Here is a 16,789-nt window from a genome sequence, read left to right as displayed (position 1 = left end):
TTCTGATGACTGCTCCGCGCCGCCCCGCTGCTCCGCGCCGCCCCCTCCTCCCCGCGCTTCTCGCGCTGATCGTCGCCCTGCTCGCCGCGGGCGTGGCCCCGCAGGCCGTCGCCGCCGACGGAGCGATCACCTGGGCGGTCAGCCCCTCGACCGACGGAGTGCCCGACCAGCGCTCCTGGGTCGAGCTCGAGCTCGCCCCCGGCGTCAGCGCCTCCGACGAGGCGGTCGTGCGCAACCTCAGCGATCAGCCCGTGACGTTCCAGGTCACCAGCGCGGACGGCTATTTCACCGACAAGGGCCGCTTCAGCATGCTCACCTCCGATCAGGAGTCGGTCGACGCCGGACGGTGGATCTCGGCGCCCGAGACCGTCACCGTCGATCCGGGCGGCAGCGCAGTGGTGCCGTTCACCGTGACGGTCCCCGCCAACGCGACGCCGGGCGACCACGCCGCCGGCATCGCCGCCTCCGTGCTCTCGGAGGGAACCGAGGCCGGCGGAGCGAACGTCGGCGTCGAGAGCCGGATCGGTTTCCGCGTGATGACCCGTGTGACGGGCGCGGTGACCCCGTCCTTCTCGATCGAGGACCTCGCCAGCGACTACCGCCTCTCCTGGAACCCGTTCCAGCCCGGCTCGCTCTCGCTCGTCGCCGACGTGGTGAACACGGGCAACGTGCGCCTGCTCCTCGACGGCACCGCGAGCGCCCAGGGCGCCTCCGCCCCCGTCGTCGCCGCCGACGCCCCCCAGCAGGAGCTGCTGCCCGGCGACCGGCGCAGCGTGTCGGTGCAGCTCGACGGCATCTGGCCGCTGTTCGGAGTCGGCGCTGACCTGACGATCGCGCCGACCGTCATTGCGCCCGACCAGGATCCGGTCACCACCGCGCCCGCGACGGAGTCGATCACTGTCGCGGCCGTACCGGTCCCGCAGCTGCTCGTGCTGCTGGGCGTCGCCCTCATCCTGGCCGCGCTGCTCGCCGGCCGCTCGCGCTCGCGCCGCCGCATCGCCGCGCTCGTGCAGCAGGCCAAGGAGGAGGGCGCCCGCTCCGCGTCTGAGCACCGGGTGCTGTGAGGGAACCCCGAACCGTCGAGACCGCCCGTTACTTGTGGCTCCCTCGACGGGCCGGGGTTCCCTCGGTGTCCGGCGATGCGCCAGGCTGAGCGGATGACCATCTCCCGGCGTCTTGGCTTTATTGCTCTTGTTGCGACACTGGGAGGGCTGCTGTTCGGGTACGACACGGGGGTTATCAACGGCGCGCTGGAGCCGATGTCGGCCGAACTCAAGCTCACCGATCTGACCGAGGGAGTCGTCACCAGCTCGCTCCTGTTCGCGGCCGCGATCGGCGCCATCTCCGGCGGACGCCTCGCCGACGCCATCGGCCGGCGCGGCACGATCCGACTGCTCGCGGTGCTGTTCCTGGTCGGAGCGCTCGTCTGCGTCGTGGCGCCGAACGTCGCCGTAATGGTCCTCGGGCGAGCGGTCCTCGGACTGGCCGTCGGCGGCGCCTCGGTGGTCGTGCCGATCTACCTCTCCGAGATCTCCCCCTCCGAGATCCGCGGCTTGCTCGCCGGTCGCAACGAGCTGATGATCGTGATCGGCCAGCTCGCCGCCTTCGTGGCGAACGCCGTGATCGGCACCGTCTGGGGCGAGCTGCCCGGCGTGTGGCGGATCATGCTCGCCGTCGCCGCACTGCCGGCCGCGGCGCTCCTCCTCGGCATGACCCGCGTCCCCGAGTCGCCGCGCTGGCTCCTCGCGCACGGTCGCCGCGACGAGGCGCTCGGCGTACTCCGCACCCTCCGCAGTCCCGAACGGGCCGAGGAGGAGGCGGCGGGGATCGCGCGCTCGATCGCCACCTCCGAGGGCCCCAAGGTGCCGCTGCTCGAGGTGCTGCGCGAGCGCTGGGCGGTGCGCATCCTGCTGGTCGGCATCGGGATCGGAGTCGCGCAGCAGCTCACCGGCATCAACTCGATCATGTACTACGGCCAGTCGGTGCTGAAGGAGGCGGGCTTCGACCACGACGGCGCACTCGTGGCCAACATCGCCCCCGGCGCGATCGCGGTGATCGGCGGCCTGGTCGGGCTGCGGCTCATGCAGACCATGAATCGCCGCACGACACTCCTGCTCGGCTACTCCCTGACGACGGCCATGCACGTCCTGATCGGCATCGCGTCCGTCGCCCTGCCGGTCGGCACTCCCGCGCGGCCGTTCGTGATCCTGGTGCTGGTCGTGGCCTTCGTCGGCAGCATGCAGACGTTCCTCAACATCGTCACCTGGGTGATGCTGTCCGAGATCTTCCCGCTGCGGATCCGCGGAGTCGGCGTCGGCATCGCGATCTTCTGCCACTGGATCACGAACGCGGTGCTCGGCCTGTTCTTCCCCACCCTCGTCTCCGGAGTCGGGATCACCGGCACGTTCTTCCTCTTCGGCGCCGTCGGCCTGCTCGCGCTGGTCTTCCTCTGGAAGCGCGTGCCCGAGACCCGCGGCCGAGCCCTCGAGGAGGTCGAGGCCGGCGTCGTCTCCGGCGAGCTCCTGCGGCGCTGACCCCCTCCTGTCCCCCCTCCGCCCCTCCGCGAGATGCCACCTTCGTCGATGCCAGCCTTCGTGTCGGCCCTATGAGCGGCTTCTGATCACAGAGGCACGTTTTTTACTCCCGCGCGATCGCGGCAGACGGGACGGCCTCCGGCCATTCAACGGACTCGATGAGGACGAGCCACTCTTCCATGACACCTTGGCCGTCGATGATATTTCGAGAGCCAATCTCGTAACGCTTCAAGGGCGCTCGAAGGTCCCGGGAGATCCGAGCAAGAGCCCTTCCCTTTTCGATTGCACCCTGCACACTCCTACTTGCCGTCACCCCTGCGCCGACCATAGAACGGATCGACTCCTGCGCACTCTTTAGCGCGTTTCGGTCCTTCTCGCTCGGCTCGCTCCTCTGAGAGTGCCCGATTTCCGCGAGGGCCTTGAAGGAAGGATCGATTGCGAGGAGGGCCTGCATGTACTGCTCACCAGCAGCCTCGATCCTCCTCGTCGGCTCATCGAGCTCAGCCGCGGTTTCGCGAAGGACGAGGAGCTTCTTCGCTAGCGGCCTACCTTCGACTTCCGAGAGCTTGGCAGACCCCCGATTGAGGACGGCGCTGAAATCTTCAGTGGCTTTCTGAAAAAGGGTCATCGTATCTGTCCACTCTTTCGAGCGGTCGGGCAGGTCCGCCACGAGTTCTAACGGAGACGGCTGGTCACCGTAAGGATCGTCATCATCTTCCGCGACTAGATGCGACCCGCTTTCTTTGCGCCGTAACACAGAGCCTTTTTCTGCGACAAGCACCGCCTCGGCCGCGCCTGCGGCAGGTTGCGACTGCACGATATTCATCATCCGCCGCAGATCCTGAGCAAGTCCGTTCACGGCCTGCCGATGTTCCGGACCAGCCTCATCCACGAGGCGAAGTGCTTCCCAATCGCGATACTGAATTTCCGCGGCGATGGCCTTCGCCTGATTGACACTGGTCGGATCCAGTTCCTCGATCGGCGCATACCTAATCGCCAGGAGGTACTGAGTCACGCCTAGTGACTTCGCTGTGCTGTAAAAGCTCAAAAATTCCCGACGGCATTCTTCGCTCTCGAAGAACGAAGGTGAAAGTACAGGAATGAAGAAAGTCGTGGTCTGCAACGCGCCATTGATGCGTTCTCGCCACCGCTCTCCTTACTAGTAAGTGCCGATTCTGCGCCCGCAGGGCCGTTCGCCTGGCAACCTCTCAGGTCGCGTTGGAGCCGCATGCACATCGCAGCACCGATAACTGGTACCATATCCGGTACGAGTCAGGAGCTGAGATGGCAATCACCACGAGCGAAGCACGACGAGACCTCTTCGGGTTGATCGAGCGGGTCAACCTCGATCACACGGAGGTGGAGATCACCTCGAAGCGCGGGTCCGCCGTGCTGATGTCCAAGGACGAGTACGACTCGCTGGTCGAGACCAGCCACCTCCTGCGCTCCCCGGAGAACGCGCGTCGTCTGCTCTCCGCCCTCGAGAGCGCCCGCAGCGGCGACGTCGTCGAGCGGGAGCTCCTCGAGCCGTGACTCCCCGCACTCTCGCCTGGACGGCCGAGGCCTGGGAGGACTACCTCTCTTGGCAGTCCCAGGACCGGCGGACGCTCCGTCGGCTGAACCTCCTCATCGCCGATGTGCTCCGAGACGACCCGTTCGAGGGCATTGGCAAACCCGAGCCCCTCAAGCATGCATTGGTGGGAGCCTGGTCGCGGCGCATCGATGAGACGAACAGGCTCATATACCTCGCCGACGACGCTCGCATCACAATTCTCCAAGCGCGCTATCACTACTGATGCGCGGCGTGGACCCCGCGTCGCGCCGCTCCCGGAAGCGCCGCGGCTACTGGTAGGTGACGAGGTCGGGGAGGGGGCGGACCTCGGCCATCGTCTCGGCGGGGGTCAGCATCGGCTTGTCCTCGTCGTAGAAGTTCTTCCAGCCCCACGCGATGCCCTCGGGGGCGCCCTCGTGCAGCGCATCCCAGGTCGCCTGCTTGTCGGGCTGCGAACCCTGGCCGTCCACGTGGATCAGGAACTCCAACTCGGGGCGATCGCGGCGGATACTCTCCCGGTCCTGCAGCATCGAGAGCTGGAACTGGTGCAGCACAAACATCTTCGGCGGCAGACCCTCGCTCTGCACGAGGTCGGCCAGCCACTCCGACACGCTGTCGACCTCGGCGGCCGAGACCCGGCCGATCTGCTGCAGCGGCTTCTGGCCGGGCAGCAGCCGCCACTCCGGATCGAGCGCCAGGCCGACGTTGGGCAGCTTCAGCAGGTCGGCGTACTGCTGTGCCTGGGTGAGGAAGTCGGTGAGCCCCGACTGCAGATCGAGCACCACGTACATCCCGGCCGCCTGCGCGGCGTCGATGTAGGGGCGGAGGTCGGCGGCGTCGAGCTCGCTGGAGTAGTCGCCGTCCTTCCCGGGGTCACCCGCGGCGACCGTGGTGATGATCTCCAGACTCGGCACGACCTGCTTGCCGGTGAGCGCGCGATACGGCTCGGCCACCGCCTCCGCGCGCGTGATCGTCGACTCGAGGCCCTGCTCCCCCAGCACGCCGAGGACAGGCGCTCCCGGAGTGCCGTAGATCGCGACGAAGAGGTGCCCGCCGAACAAGCGCTGGCCGCCGCCCGGCAGCTGCCAGCCGCTCGCCGCCGCCCGTACGGCCCACTCGGGCTCCGACTGGGCGGCGAGCGCAGGGCCCAGCAAGAGGGTGCAGGACGCGTCGGCGTCGGCGATCGCGCTGACCGCATCACCCGAGGCGAGCAGATCGTCGCCGTCGACCACCGTCACGGGCACGCCTGCGGCCCGGGCGGTCGCCAGCGCGGCGACGTCGGCATCGTGCGCGCGGGCCAGAGCGTGCACGCCGGTGAGCGGGTCAGCGCGGGTGGGCAGGGTGCCGAAGGGAGCGTCGGAGGCGGTGGACGGCGCGGCGGCTGCGAGGTCGGCGAGCGCCAGGTCGGCGACGGTCACCCCGGTCGCGGTCCTGAGGGAGGCGGCGTCGGGTGCTGAGACCACGACGTCCACTCCCTCGGGCGCAGTGACGTCGCCGATCGCGAGCACGCGGGTCACGCCCAGGCGGGTGAACTCGGCGGCGAGAGCGTCTGCGGTCGGAGCGGAGGGGGACGGAGTCGAGGGGGTCTGCGTCGAGGGGGTCTGCGTCGCCGATTCGGAGGCGTCCGCGGAGTCCGTGGCGTCCGCCGCACTCGCCGTCGGCGCGGCCGTCGCTCCGGAGCTCTCAGCCGAGCCGACCAGCAGCGGTACGCCCCACGCGATGCTCACCTGCGCTGCGCGGAGCCGCGACTCCGCGACGTCCTCGACCAGGACAACCAGCGGGGCCGACGCGAACAGGGCCGCACTCGCAGCGAGCGCATCGGCGGCGGGCACCACCGGCGTCGAAGGTGCCGCCGTGCGGGTGCGGGGGGCCTCCTGGTCGGCATCCGGGTCGGAGGAGTCCGGAGTGCAGGCGCTGAGCAACGGGAGCACCGCGAGTCCGCCGATCACGACGCTGCGGCGCGAGAGCCCGGAGCGGGAAGGGAGGGAACGGGGTGACGAGGGCATGGCGGACCTCTCCTCTCGGAGCCCGGTCGGGGCTCTCTGGTGCGTGGCTGGTCCTTCGACTATGGCATCCCCCGCGCGAGCGCCGAGGCCGCCGTCGGGACGCGCTCCCGGCTGAGCCGGCCGACACAACGTCAGCTGAGAGCACCTCTCAGCCACCATCGTGGATGAGACGGCGCCTCAGCCGACGTTGTGTCGCCGTGCCTCCCCGCCACCCGCTGCCACTCGCAAAAAAGGGGAGCGGCGCCGAAGCACCACTCCCCTGAGCAGGCGGTTTAGACCGTGCGCGGCGCCTTCGCGAGGTTCGCCTCGAGCTCCTCGCGATTCTGACGTACCACGTAAGCGGGGCGGTCGCGCTCGACGCGCCACGACTCACTCAGCGGAGTGATCGCGACGGTGTCGAAGCCGATCCGGTCGTAGAGGTCGGTCACGAAGTGGATCGCCTCGGGGTAGTCGCTGGACGTTGCGAGCGCGCGGCGGTCGGGCGTGCCGGCCGGGGTGCCGTCCGTGGTGATGTCGGCGGCCATGATGTGGTTGAACGCCTTGACGACCTTCGACTCCGGGAGGTGCTGCTGGAGCATCTCGCTGGTTGTGGTCTCGCCCTTGTCGAGCGCCTCGATGCGGCCGTCGCGCTCGAAGTAGTAGTTGTTGGTGTCGAGGACGATCTTGCCCGCGAGCGGCGCGACCGGCACCTCCTCGAGGTTCTTCAGCGGCACCGTCACCACGGCGACCTCCGCGGCCTCGGCCGCCTCCTGAGCCGTGGCGGCACGGGCCTTCGGGCCGAGTTCCGCGATGAGGTCGGCGAGGGTTTCGGGGCCCCGCGAGTTCGCGATGACCACCTCATCCCCGAGGGCGATGACCGCCCGTGCGACCTGGCTGCCGATGTTGCCTGCTCCGATGATTCCGTACGTCGTCATGCTGAGGTGAACGCCGCCGGCGCCGGGGCATTCCGCCCCGCGGTGTTCTCCCACTCCGCACCCAGGTCGGTGCTCCAGTAGCCTCGGTTCTCGGGCGCCGGTGCCCGAGAAGGAGTCCGTGATGCCGCAGTTCGACCTCCCGCTCGACCTCCTCGAGCAGTACGTCCCCGAGATCCCCGAGCCCGCCGGATTCGCCGAATTCTGGCGCGAGACGGTCGCCGAGGCACGCGCCGTCGCGACCGAGCCGCGCTTCGAGCGGGTCGATGCCGGCTTCGGACTGCTGGACACCGTCGATGTCACCTACTCCGGTTTCGGCGGCCATCCGATCCGCGCCTGGCTGATCCTCCCCCGCGGTGTCGAGGGCCCCCTCCCCGGCCTCGTGACCTTCATCGGCTACGGAGGCGGCCGCGGGCAGCTCGCGGAGTGGACCGCGATGTCGGCGGCCGGTTACGCGCACCTGGTGATGGACACCCGCGGCCAGGGGTCAGGGCACCGAGCCGGAGCCACACCCGACCCGGTCGGCAGTGGCCCGCACGCCTCCGGCTTCATGACGCAGGGCATCGAGTCGCCCGCCGAACACTTCTACCGCCGCGTCTTCACCGACGCTGTCCGCGCCCTCGACGTGCTGCGCGCGCATCCCGCCGTCGACGCCTCCCGTGTGGCCGTCTCCGGCGGCAGCCAGGGCGGGGGGATCGCCCTGGCCGTCGCCGGGATCGTGGGCCTGCTCGGCGAGTCGGAGTCGGCGCGCGCCGCGATCGTGGACGTGCCCTTCCTCAGTCACATCCCGCATGCCGTGCGCGTGGTCGACACGATGCCGTACGGCGAGATCGTGCAGTACCTGCACACCCATCGCGGCGCCGAGGCCCGCGTGTTCGACACCCTCTCCTACTTCGACGGCACCTCGTTCGCCCCGCACGCACTGTCCCCGGCGATGTTCTCGGTGGCGCTGCGGGATGACATCTGCCCGCCGTCCACGGTCTATGCGTCCTACAACCGCTACGCCGGCCCGCGCGAGATCCGGGTGTACCCCTTCAACGGGCACGAGGGCGGCGAGGCGTTCCAGATCGGCGAGCACGTGCGCTTCCTGGCTCGCGAACTCGCCTAGGAGGAGCCGCCCGGTCGGCGCAAGCGTCACGGAGGGGTTCGGCTTGTCCCTCACCCCTTCGTCGCCGGGAAGCACCTCGCCGGCAGCGCGCTGAGCACTGTCCTCCATGAGCAGGTCGCAGTCGTAGCCCTCAGCACAGGGGGGCGACAGCCACGACCCGGTACGAGTCGTCGGTCGAGCTCGTCTCACAGGCGGCCCGCAGCACCGGTCTCGTCGCGCGCGAACTCGTCCGATAGCGCCGTGATCCGTTCGGTCAGCACTGTCGTGTTCGCACGGGCCCCGGTCTCGTCGTCGAACCGACTCGTCTCCCTGCCTACCGTCCCTGCGTATTTCTCCGGGATGCTACTCATGGGCGGCGGTGACGTGCTCCGCTGGCGCGAGATCACGGTCCCTCCCGGACGACTCCGTTCATCGGCGGCGAGGCCAGGAACTCGCCGAGCATCCGATCCGCCTGAGCTGGCGGCGCTGATTCGGATTCCGGCGGCGCCGGACGGGCGTCGCTGTGTGACGCCGTGCGTCGCCGCTGGTACCCGTTCGCGGATCCGCTCGGCACTATCGACACCATGACCCGTCAGATCCGCTTCAACGCCTTCGACATGAACTGCGTCGCCCACCAGTCCTCAGGCATGTGGCGCCACCCCCAGGACCAGTCCTGGCGATACAAGGACCTCTCGTACTGGACCGACCTGGCGAAGCTGCTCGAGCGCGGCACCTTCGACGGCATCTTCATCGCCGACGTGCTCGGCACCTACGACGTCTACGGAGGCTCCAACGAGGCCGCGATCCGACACGGCGCGCAGGTCCCCGTCAACGATCCGATCCTCCTCGTCTCGGCGATGGCCGCCGCGACCGAGCACCTCGGCTTCGGCATCACCGCAGGGACGGCCTACGAGCATCCGTACCCGTTCGCCCGGCGAATGTCGACGCTCGACCACCTGACGAAGGGCCGCGTCGGCTGGAACGTCGTCACCGGCTACCTCCCCAGCGCCGCCCGCAATATGGGCCACGAGGACCAGCTCGAGCACGACGACCGCTACGACGTCGCCGACGAGTACCTCGAAGTGCTGTACAAGCTGTGGGAGGGGTCGTGGGAGGACGACGCGGTGATCCGCGACCGCGAGTCCGGCGTCTTCACCGATCCGGCGAAGGTGCACGAGATCGGCCACCGCGGCACGAATTTCACCGTCCCCGGCATCCACCTTTCGGAGCCGTCGGTGCAACGGACGCCGGTCATCTACCAGGCGGGCGCGTCGCCGCGCGGCATCCGCTTCGCGGCGGGAAACGCGGAGGCAATCTTCGTCGCGTCCTCGACGAAGGCAGGCCTCACGGCGACCGTCTCGCGGATCCGCGACGCCCTGGAGGCGGCCGGCCGCGACCGCTACTCCGCGAAGATCTACACGCTGCTGACGATCATCACCGCCGAGACCAGCGAGGCGGCGCACGCGAAGCACCGCGAATACCTCTCGTACGGCAGCGAGGAGGGGGCGCTGGTCTTCATGTCGGGCTGGATGGGCATCGACCTCTCGCAGTACGACCTTGACGAGCCGATCGGCAACGTGAAGAGCAATGCGATCCAGTCGGCCGTCGCCAACTTCCAGGAGGCGAATGCGGACGGCAGCGAGTGGAAGGTCCGCGACATCGCCAGGCTCAGCGTGATCGGCGGGCTCGGACCATTCGTCGTCGGCTCGCCGTCGGAGGTCGCCGACCACCTGCAGGAGTGGGTCGAGGAGACCGACGTCGACGGATTCAACCTCGCCTACGCGATCACACCCGGGACATTCGAGGACGTGGTGGAGTTCATTGTGCCGGAGCTGCGCCGCCGCGGCGCGTACCCGGAGGAGTACGTCGAGGGGAGCCTCCGCCACAAGCTGCACGGTCGCGGCGATCGCCTGCCCCAGGAGCACCTCGGCGCCGGCTTCCGCTACCGGAGCACCGCCTGATTCCGGCGTCTCGGGCGGCTGTGCTGTTCGTCATTCAGGATGAATGGTCGGCGCGCACCGTGGATCCGCGGATCCGGGACGTGCGTCAGGACATTCGTCCTGCGTTATGAACGGAATGACGCCCGACCGGCGGCCCAGACAGGGCGCTCGACCGCCCGCACCGGCCAGCGGCCCAGGCCCGGACGCAAAAACACCCCGCCGCGGCCTGCGACGGGGTGCTTCTGCGAGGTTCAGCCCTCGAAGGTGGCCTCGAGCGTGATGTCGACTCCGGTGAGCGCCTTGCTGACGGGGCACGTCTCCTTGGCCTCGTCGGCGGCCTTGAGGAACGCGGCCTCGTCGATACCGGTGACCTCGCCGCTGACGACGAGCGTGATACCGGTGAGCTTGAACCCACCGGCCGAGTCCGGGCCGAGCGAGACGTCGGCGCGGACGTCGAGCGCTTCAACGGTGCCGCCCGCCTGGCCGAGAACGGCCGAGAACTGCATGGCGTAGCAGGCGGAGTGGGCGGCGGCGAGGAGCTCCTCGGGGCTGGTCGAGCCGTTGGCGTCGTCCGCGGCGCGACGAGGGAACGAGACGTCATAGGTGCCGATCTTCGAGCTCGAGAGCTCGACCTGGCCCTCGCCGGTCTCGAGCGAGCCGTTCCAGGCGGTGCGTGCGGTGCGAGTGGGCATGAGTCCTCCTTGGCGAGCGGAGAGAGCAGTAGAACGATCGTTCTCCCCTGATGCGCCGAGCCTAGGTGGAACGCGCCGCCCCCTGCAACCGCCCGCTGCCGACCCTCGGCGAGATGCCAGTTCGGTAGGCCTTCATCGGCGTGTTGCCTCCTGAAGTGGCATCTCGCGGAGGGGAGGCAGGGTTCAGTGCACGAGTTTCAGGCCGATGACGCAGGCAACGATGCCGAGGACGAGCAGCGTGCGCACCAGCGAGAAGCCCTCGCCGCCGAAGAACATGCCGTAGAGCACAGTCAGCGAGGCCCCGATCCCGACCCACACCGCGTAGGCAGTGCCGGTGGGCAGCTCGCGCATCGCGTAGGCGAGGCCGGCCATACTCGCGACGACGCCGACTCCGAAGACCACCGACGGGCCCAGCCGAGTGAACCCCTCCGACTTGCCGAGGGCGGTGGCCCACACGGCCTCGAGCACACCGGAAAGGATGAGGACGATCCAGGACATGACAGCTCCTTCGAGTCAGTCTTGTCGCGTTCCGGGTACTGCTCCCTCGTCCGGTCGCCATCATCGGCTCAGGCAGTCTGCCCGCGCACGCTGGGCAGCCCCTGGGCAGCGCGGTGTGGCCGCGTCGCGCTCGTCGCATCGAGACGCCCTCCTGCACTCGCGCCCCGCGGCGCGGATCACCGCGTGGCTCTTTCCGGGCCACCCCGTACACGCACCGGAGCGGCTGTGGTAGCCGCATCGGCGGCCGCCCACCGGCGCACTCGCCGCTCCGGCGTGCGAGGCTTGAGGGTCGCTCCCTCCCCTTGCCCCCCGACCTCAGGACACTGTGAACTCGCCAGACATCGCGAAAGCCCCTGCCTTCCCCTGGATCGGCCTGCTCACGCTCGCCGGCGCCATCTTCGTCTCGGTCACGAGCGAGTTCCTCCCGACCGGGCTCATCCCGGACATGTCGCGCGACCTCGGCGTGAGTATCTCGCTCACCGGGCAGCTCGTCACGATCTTCGCCGCGACCGTCGTCGTCGCGACGACTCCGCTCACCCTCGTGACGCAGCGCTTCTCCCGCAAGAGCCTCCTCCTCGTGGCACTGTGCACCATCGCGGTCGCCAACGTCCTCGCCGCGCTCGCTCCCACCTTCGGGCTGCTCATCGGCGCGCGCATCCTCGGCGGGCTCGCGCACGGCCTCTTCTGGGCGATCGTCGCCGCCTACTCCGCCCACCTCGTCGCTCCGGAGCAGCTCGGCCGCGCGACCGCGATCACGGCGGGCGGCGGATCCGCGGCCTTCGTCCTCGGCGTCCCGCTGGGCACCGCGCTCGGGCACGCCTTCGGCTGGCGGCCCACCTTTGCGATCCTCGGCGGCGTCGTCCTCGTGCTCGCGCTGATCGTGGTGAAGTTCTTGCCCGCTGTCGATCACCACATCCCGCTGCGGACGGGCGAGATCCGCCTGCCCGCCCGGAAGGACCGCACTCTCCCGCGCATCATCGGCGTCTGCGTCGTGATCCTGCTGGTGCTGATCGGCCAGAACACCCTCTCGACCTACATCACGCCCTGGCTCGAGAACGCCTCGTTCGCGCCCGACACGGTGCCGCTCGTGCTCTTCGCGTTCGGCGGAGCGGGTGCGGTCGGGCTGGTCCTCGCCGGCTTCGCGACCGACCGATTCCCGCGCTCCGGCTTCGTGGTCGCCGCGATCGCGGTCGTGCTGGCGCTCGTCGGCCTCGCTGTGGCGGCGGGCACCGGTGCCCCCACGGCCGTGGTCGTGGCCGCCGTGGTCTGGAACATCGCGTTCGGCGGCATCCCGGCGATGCTGCAGACCCGGATGCTGCGCACTTCCTCCTTCCAGCTGCGCAGCCTCGCCGCGGCGCTGCAAACGACCGCGTTCAACATCGGCATCGGCGGCGGAGCGATGGTCGGCGGGCTGGCGATCGACCTGAGCGGACTCGACGTGCTGCCGTGGGTCGCGATCGCGATCGTCGCGGTGGGGCTCGTCGTGAGCCTGATCGTCGATGCGCGGGCGACCGCGGCGGTGCGAGCGGAGGCGGTCGCGAGCCGCTGATCGCGTTCACAACTCCGGAAGAATCGCGGTCGGCGCCCGTGGATCCGCAGGATTCCGTGCGGCGACCACCGTTCGTCCTGCGTTGTGAACACGGCGATCTCCTCCGCTCGGCCGACGCGACGCCTCACGGAGCACGGGATACGGTCGAGGGATGAGAAACGAATTCCGATGAGCCCGCGGACCCTCGAGCCGCCCCTGGCGCTCCCCTACTACGGCGCCCCGCCGATGGCGGCCGTCCGCCGCTTCTTCGAGAACTACCTCCGCTTCCGCGGACGCGCGAGCCGCGCCGAGTACTGGTGGATCATCCTCACCGGCTCGATCGTGTCCGTCCTGCTGCAGATCGCCGACGGCGGACGGTGGGGCCTGGACCTGACGCTGACGCCGTATCCCAGCGGTGCGCCGTTCCAGACCGCCTGGGTGTCGATTGCCGCGGGGGCGATCGGCCTGGCGACGTTCCTCCCCTCGCTCTCGCTCGTGTGGCGCCGGCTCCACGATGTGAACCGCAGCGGGCTGTGGATCCTCGCGGGGCTCGTGCCGATCGCCGGCTATGTATTCCTGCTGATCCTGTTCGTGCTGCCGCCGCGGCCCGAGGGCGCCCGGTTCGACGAGCGCCCTACGCGCACCAGTCGCGCGAGCGCCCGTTGACGCTGCGTGCGGTGTCGCCGGTGCCGAGGTCGACGAGCACGGTCGAGGTCGCGCTGAAGCCCGGCTCGCCCGGGTAGTCGTCGGGCCGACCCTCGACCGACACGGTCTCGACAGCCAGGTACTGCCCGTTCGGCGAGAGGCAGACGCCGCGGATGCGTCCGGTGGGCGAGGTGCGGAACACCTCTGCGGAGCCGGCGGCGTCGACGCGGACCACCGAGTACTGGGTCGCCCCCGTCTCGGGCGCGTACTCGGCCTCGAGCTCGACGTAACTCCCGGAGTCGAGGAGCAGGGTCTGCACCGGAGAGGCGGTCGCACTCACCCCGGCCGGCGGGAGCGCGAGCTTCTCGACCGAGCCGTCGGCCAAGTCGATCAGCGACCCGGACTCTGGGTCGGCGACCACGAGCCGGTTCGCTCCGGGAACGAAGCCCCGCAACTCCGCGTGCTGCCCGAGCGGGCTGATCGCGCCGGGCGTCAGCAGGTCGAGCAGCAGCACCGTGTCATCGAGCGAGTGGGTGACCACGGAGGTGGTGCCGGGCACGAACATCCAGTCGCTGGCCCGCAGCGGCCCGCCGTCGATCCCGAGCACCGGTACCGCCTCGGCCTTCCGGTCGGTGAGGTCGTAGGAGAAGAGGGCGCGATCGAGTGGGCCCGTGGGCGTCTGCCCGGTGAAGGTCCAGCCGAGCACGCCCTTCTCGGGAGAGGAGTGCAGCTCGCGGACGGTGCCGGGGCCGGGCAGCGGGATGATCCCCTCGGAGCCGGTGTCGAGGGTGATCGTGCGGAGGAGGTTCGTGTCGTCGGGCTCGATCGTCACGACCACCAGGACCGGCCCGACGACGGTGTAGTCCTGAATCCGGTCGGCCGTGAAGAGGACGCGGGCGTCGCCTCCCGAGAGCGGGCGGACGCGGACGGCGTCGGGCTGCGAGGGGTCCTCGGCGGTGCGATCGAGGGTGAAGAGGTCGGGGTCCTTCGTGGTGAAGGAGGCGGAGACGTCGGCGGCGGAGCCGGTCGCGGCGCTGCGGGCATCGTCGATTCCGATGTCGTAGCGGGTGGCGTAGCGGAGGGTGTCGGTGAAGGTCACGGTGAGCACGCCGCCGTCGAGTTCGGCGGTGTGCGGCGCGTCCGGGGTGACGGTGAGCCGCTCGAGCGCGTCGGGCTCCACGGCCTGGTCCAGGTGCAGGCGCGCGCGCCCGCCGTCGCGCTCGACCACGCCGTCGGTGCTGACCTCGAGGGAGGCGACACGGGGGCCCTTGGCCACCGTGGCGGCGGTGAGGCCGCCGATGGCGAGGACAAGCACAGCGACGACGGCCCAGAAGGCGCGGGGGAAGCCGGAACCGCCCGCAGAACGAAGGCCGGGAGCCCGCCGCGCGCCATTTTCGGCCGCTCTGCCGCTCTCAGCCTTCGTTGTGACGGGCTCAGTAGACATACGGCATCGCGGGCTCGTCGATCGGGGTGACCGTCGCCGGTTCCAGCACGACGGTCTCGGCGCTCGTGACGCTCGGGTTCGCGCCGAAGCCGCCGCTCGCCTCCAGCCACTGCCCCTCGGTGTAGGTGTCGGCCCAGCCGGCCTGATAGACCGGCACGCCGACCGGCTGCGCGTCCACGGCGCAGCAGGTGACCACAAAACGCGCGATGTAGAAGACGTTCTCGGGGTCGGCGGCGTCGGGCGTGACGAATCCGCTCACCGTCGCCGTCCGCCCGGCGAGGAACTGCTCGCTCGCGCCCTGGCGCAGCAGGGTCGCCCAGTCGCGCACGCTGAACGAGGCGGTGTCGCCGGTAGGGGCCGCGGCGGTCACGGAAGCGTCGACCGCGCTGGTGTTGACCTCGCGTTGAGTGGCGGTCGAGGCGGTGAGCGCGGCGGGCGGGAGCACGAGCAGGGCGATAGCGGCGGAAGCGATCACCGCTACTCCGGCCGCGAGGGCGAGGACGCGCCGCCACGGGGCGGAGGGGGTGGAGGAGTGGAGGTGGTCGACGTCGGCGTCGTGCGCGGGTACGTCGTGCGCGTCCTCGTCCGCTCCCGGCACCACCGCGAACGCCGCGATCAGCAGCACGCCCGCGATCATCGCGAGCACCACGGAGAACTCGAAGTAACGCGGGTGGATGTACAGGCCCAGGCGCCCGGTCGCCGCGAGCCACAGCGTCGAGACGACGCCGATCAGACTCAGGACCACGCCCTTCCAGCGGGCGAGGAGGCGCTCAGAGCGCATAGTTCACCGCCAGTCCGAGCACGGCGGCGGCGAGCGCGACCAGCACGGTCACGCGCACCAGCGTCGCCGCCGAGAAGGTGGTCCGCAAGAGCGCGAGCATCTTGACGTCGATCATCGGGCCGAAGACGAGGAACGCGATGATGCCTCCCGGCAGGAACGTGGAGCCGAACGAGAGCACGAAGAACGCGTCGACGTTCGAGCAGATGGAGATCACGAAGGCGAGCACCATCAGCGCCAGGACCGACCAGAGCGGGTCACCGCCGAGTGCGGTCAGCACGTCGCGCGAGACGCCGACCTGGATCAGCCCGGCGATCGCCGCGCCGACGAACAGGGCCGGCATCATCGCTCCGGTCTCCTCGGCGAACAGCAGCACGCTGCGGCGCGCGCGGTCGCGGAGGGAGCGGGAGGGCCGCTCGCCCGCCTCGCAGGCGGCGCGGAAGCGGTCGGTGAGCAGAGTCATCGGGTCGGAGTGGCGGCTGAAGATCCAGCCGACGAGGTTCGCGATCACGAAGCCGCCGACGATCCGCCAGACGAGGATCCCGTCGGCCCAGCCGAAGGCCTGGTAGGTCGTGACGATGGTGATCGGATTCACGATCGGCGCGGCGAGGAGGAACGTCATCGACTCCGACACCGAGAGTCCCTTGACGATCAGCCCGCGCGCGAGCGGCACATTCCCGCACTCACAGACCGGGAGCAGCACGCCGAGCAGCGAGATCACGAGCCGCCGCGGGAGGGCGCGCTTCGGCAGGATCCGGAGCAGCACCGCCTCGGGCACCCACAGCTGCACGGCGATCGAGAGCACGATGCCCAGGAAGACGAACGGCAGCGACTCGATGACGACGCTGATCGAGAGGGTGAGGAAGTCGCGGAGAGCGTCCGAGAGGGCGTCGCCCGCCGAGTCCGGCGCAAGGAGTCGCGTCGCGACAAGGACGGCGACCAGCGCGATCCCGAGGAGCGGCCCGCGCCGCGTCCGGGCCCGCGGCGTGCGGGGCGGGGCGGCGAGCACGGGAGCGGGGGACATCCCGACCCATCGTAGGCGGGGCTCGTGCGCGGGCCCGCCTACGATGGGTCGGGATGTCCCCCGCTCCCGTGCTCGCCGCCCCGCCCCGCACGCCGCGTCCGGGCCCGCGGCGTGCGGGGCGGGCCGCTCCTCGGGATCGCGCTGGTCGCC

At 70.0% G+C, this 16,789-nt stretch carries 16 protein-coding genes and 1 riboswitch; of the genes, 8 read left to right on the top strand and 8 right to left on the bottom strand.

Annotated features, from left to right (window positions below):
• The first annotated feature begins 5 nt into the window (after positions 1–5).
• Both C5D07_RS04125 and C5D07_RS04120 read left to right on the top strand, forming a co-directional pair.
• Positions 6–1,064, top strand: a complete 1,059-nt coding sequence (locus C5D07_RS04125) for a WxL protein peptidoglycan domain-containing protein (RefSeq protein WP_104258749.1) — start codon at positions 6–8, stop codon at positions 1,062–1,064.
• 93 nt (positions 1,065–1,157) lie between these two features.
• On the top strand, positions 1,158–2,534 hold the full coding sequence (locus tag C5D07_RS04120; protein WP_237358207.1) for a sugar porter family MFS transporter: 1,377 nt from the start codon (positions 1,158–1,160) through the stop codon (positions 2,532–2,534).
• A gap of 103 nt (positions 2,535–2,637) precedes the next feature.
• On the opposite strand, the gene C5D07_RS15225 is transcribed toward C5D07_RS04120, so the two are convergent.
• Positions 2,638–3,657: a hypothetical protein gene (locus C5D07_RS15225; RefSeq protein WP_146076688.1), complete on the bottom strand. Its 1,020-nt coding sequence runs from the start codon at positions 3,655–3,657 to the stop codon at positions 2,638–2,640.
• A 161-nt stretch (positions 3,658–3,818) separates the two neighbouring features.
• On the opposite strand from C5D07_RS15225, the gene C5D07_RS04110 reads away from it, so the two are divergent.
• Entirely contained in the window at positions 3,819–4,067 is a 249-nt protein-coding gene (locus C5D07_RS04110; RefSeq protein ID WP_068256399.1) for a type II toxin-antitoxin system Phd/YefM family antitoxin, read from the top strand.
• On the top strand, positions 4,064–4,330 hold the full coding sequence (locus C5D07_RS04105; RefSeq protein WP_068256402.1) for a Txe/YoeB family addiction module toxin: 267 nt from the start codon (positions 4,064–4,066) through the stop codon (positions 4,328–4,330). Before C5D07_RS04110 ends, C5D07_RS04105 begins: the two co-directional genes overlap by 4 nt.
• Positions 4,331–4,376: 46 nt before the next feature.
• Here C5D07_RS04105 and C5D07_RS04100 read toward each other — a convergent pair whose 3' ends face one another.
• Entirely contained in the window at positions 4,377–6,092 is a 1,716-nt protein-coding gene (locus tag C5D07_RS04100) for a hypothetical protein (RefSeq protein WP_104258747.1), read from the bottom strand.
• Positions 6,093–6,364: 272 nt separating this feature from the next.
• Complete coding sequence (locus tag C5D07_RS04095; protein WP_257722300.1) at positions 6,365–7,060, bottom strand: NADPH-dependent F420 reductase; 696 nt, start codon at positions 7,058–7,060, stop codon at positions 6,365–6,367.
• A 67-nt stretch (positions 7,061–7,127) separates the two neighbouring features.
• Between C5D07_RS04095 and C5D07_RS04090 the strand changes: the two genes are divergently transcribed.
• Both C5D07_RS04090 and C5D07_RS04085 read left to right on the top strand, forming a co-directional pair.
• Positions 7,128–8,111 (top strand): acetylxylan esterase, encoded by a 984-nt coding sequence (locus C5D07_RS04090; RefSeq protein ID WP_104258746.1) that lies wholly within the window; start codon positions 7,128–7,130, stop codon positions 8,109–8,111.
• Between the two features lie 563 nt (positions 8,112–8,674).
• The gene (locus C5D07_RS04085) at positions 8,675–10,051 is read left to right on the top strand and encodes an LLM class flavin-dependent oxidoreductase (RefSeq protein WP_068257727.1); all 1,377 of its coding nucleotides are present in this window, start codon (positions 8,675–8,677) and stop codon (positions 10,049–10,051) included.
• A gap of 230 nt (positions 10,052–10,281) precedes the next feature.
• Here the strand turns inward: C5D07_RS04085 and C5D07_RS04080 are convergent, their stop codons facing one another.
• Positions 10,282–10,722, bottom strand: a complete 441-nt coding sequence (locus tag C5D07_RS04080; RefSeq protein WP_068256414.1) for an OsmC family peroxiredoxin — start codon at positions 10,720–10,722, stop codon at positions 10,282–10,284.
• A gap of 183 nt (positions 10,723–10,905) precedes the next feature.
• Positions 10,906–11,220 (bottom strand): DMT family transporter, encoded by a 315-nt coding sequence (locus tag C5D07_RS04075; RefSeq protein ID WP_068256416.1) that lies wholly within the window; start codon positions 11,218–11,220, stop codon positions 10,906–10,908.
• Between the two features lie 9 nt (positions 11,221–11,229).
• Positions 11,230–11,293: riboswitch (guanidine-III (ykkC-III) riboswitch) on the bottom strand.
• A 252-nt stretch (positions 11,294–11,545) separates the two neighbouring features.
• On the opposite strand from C5D07_RS04075, the gene C5D07_RS04070 reads away from it, so the two are divergent.
• Together C5D07_RS04070 and C5D07_RS04065 are read left to right on the top strand one after the other, a co-directional pair.
• Positions 11,546–12,769 carry an MFS transporter gene (locus tag C5D07_RS04070; protein ID WP_104258745.1) on the top strand — a complete coding sequence of 408 codons (1,224 nt, stop codon included), beginning with the start codon at positions 11,546–11,548 and terminating at the stop codon, positions 12,767–12,769.
• A 168-nt stretch (positions 12,770–12,937) separates the two neighbouring features.
• A complete protein-coding gene (locus C5D07_RS04065) occupies positions 12,938–13,414 on the top strand; it encodes a DUF805 domain-containing protein (RefSeq protein WP_068256422.1) in 477 nt (158 codons plus the stop codon).
• On the opposite strand, the gene C5D07_RS04060 is transcribed toward C5D07_RS04065, so the two are convergent.
• The 3 genes from C5D07_RS04060 to C5D07_RS04050 all read right to left on the bottom strand — a co-directional run bounded on the left by C5D07_RS04060 (position 13,383) and on the right by C5D07_RS04050 (position 16,639).
• Entirely contained in the window at positions 13,383–14,708 is a 1,326-nt protein-coding gene (locus C5D07_RS04060; protein ID WP_104258744.1) for a hypothetical protein, read from the bottom strand. The genes C5D07_RS04065 and C5D07_RS04060 overlap by 32 nt on opposite strands.
• Before the next feature lie 118 nt (positions 14,709–14,826).
• Positions 14,827–15,618, bottom strand: a complete 792-nt coding sequence (locus C5D07_RS04055; protein ID WP_068256427.1) for a TIGR03943 family putative permease subunit — start codon at positions 15,616–15,618, stop codon at positions 14,827–14,829.
• Positions 15,608–16,639: a permease gene (locus C5D07_RS04050; RefSeq protein WP_084416101.1), complete on the bottom strand. Its 1,032-nt coding sequence runs from the start codon at positions 16,637–16,639 to the stop codon at positions 15,608–15,610. The genes C5D07_RS04055 and C5D07_RS04050 overlap by 11 nt, the downstream gene beginning before the upstream one ends.
• Positions 16,640–16,789 lie beyond the last annotated feature (150 nt).

It is taken from the genome of Rathayibacter tritici, assembly GCF_002932875.1.
In the GTDB taxonomy this organism is placed as follows: domain Bacteria; phylum Actinomycetota; class Actinomycetes; order Actinomycetales; family Microbacteriaceae; genus Rathayibacter; species Rathayibacter tritici.
This window is presented reverse-complemented; position numbering and strand designations above follow the sequence as displayed.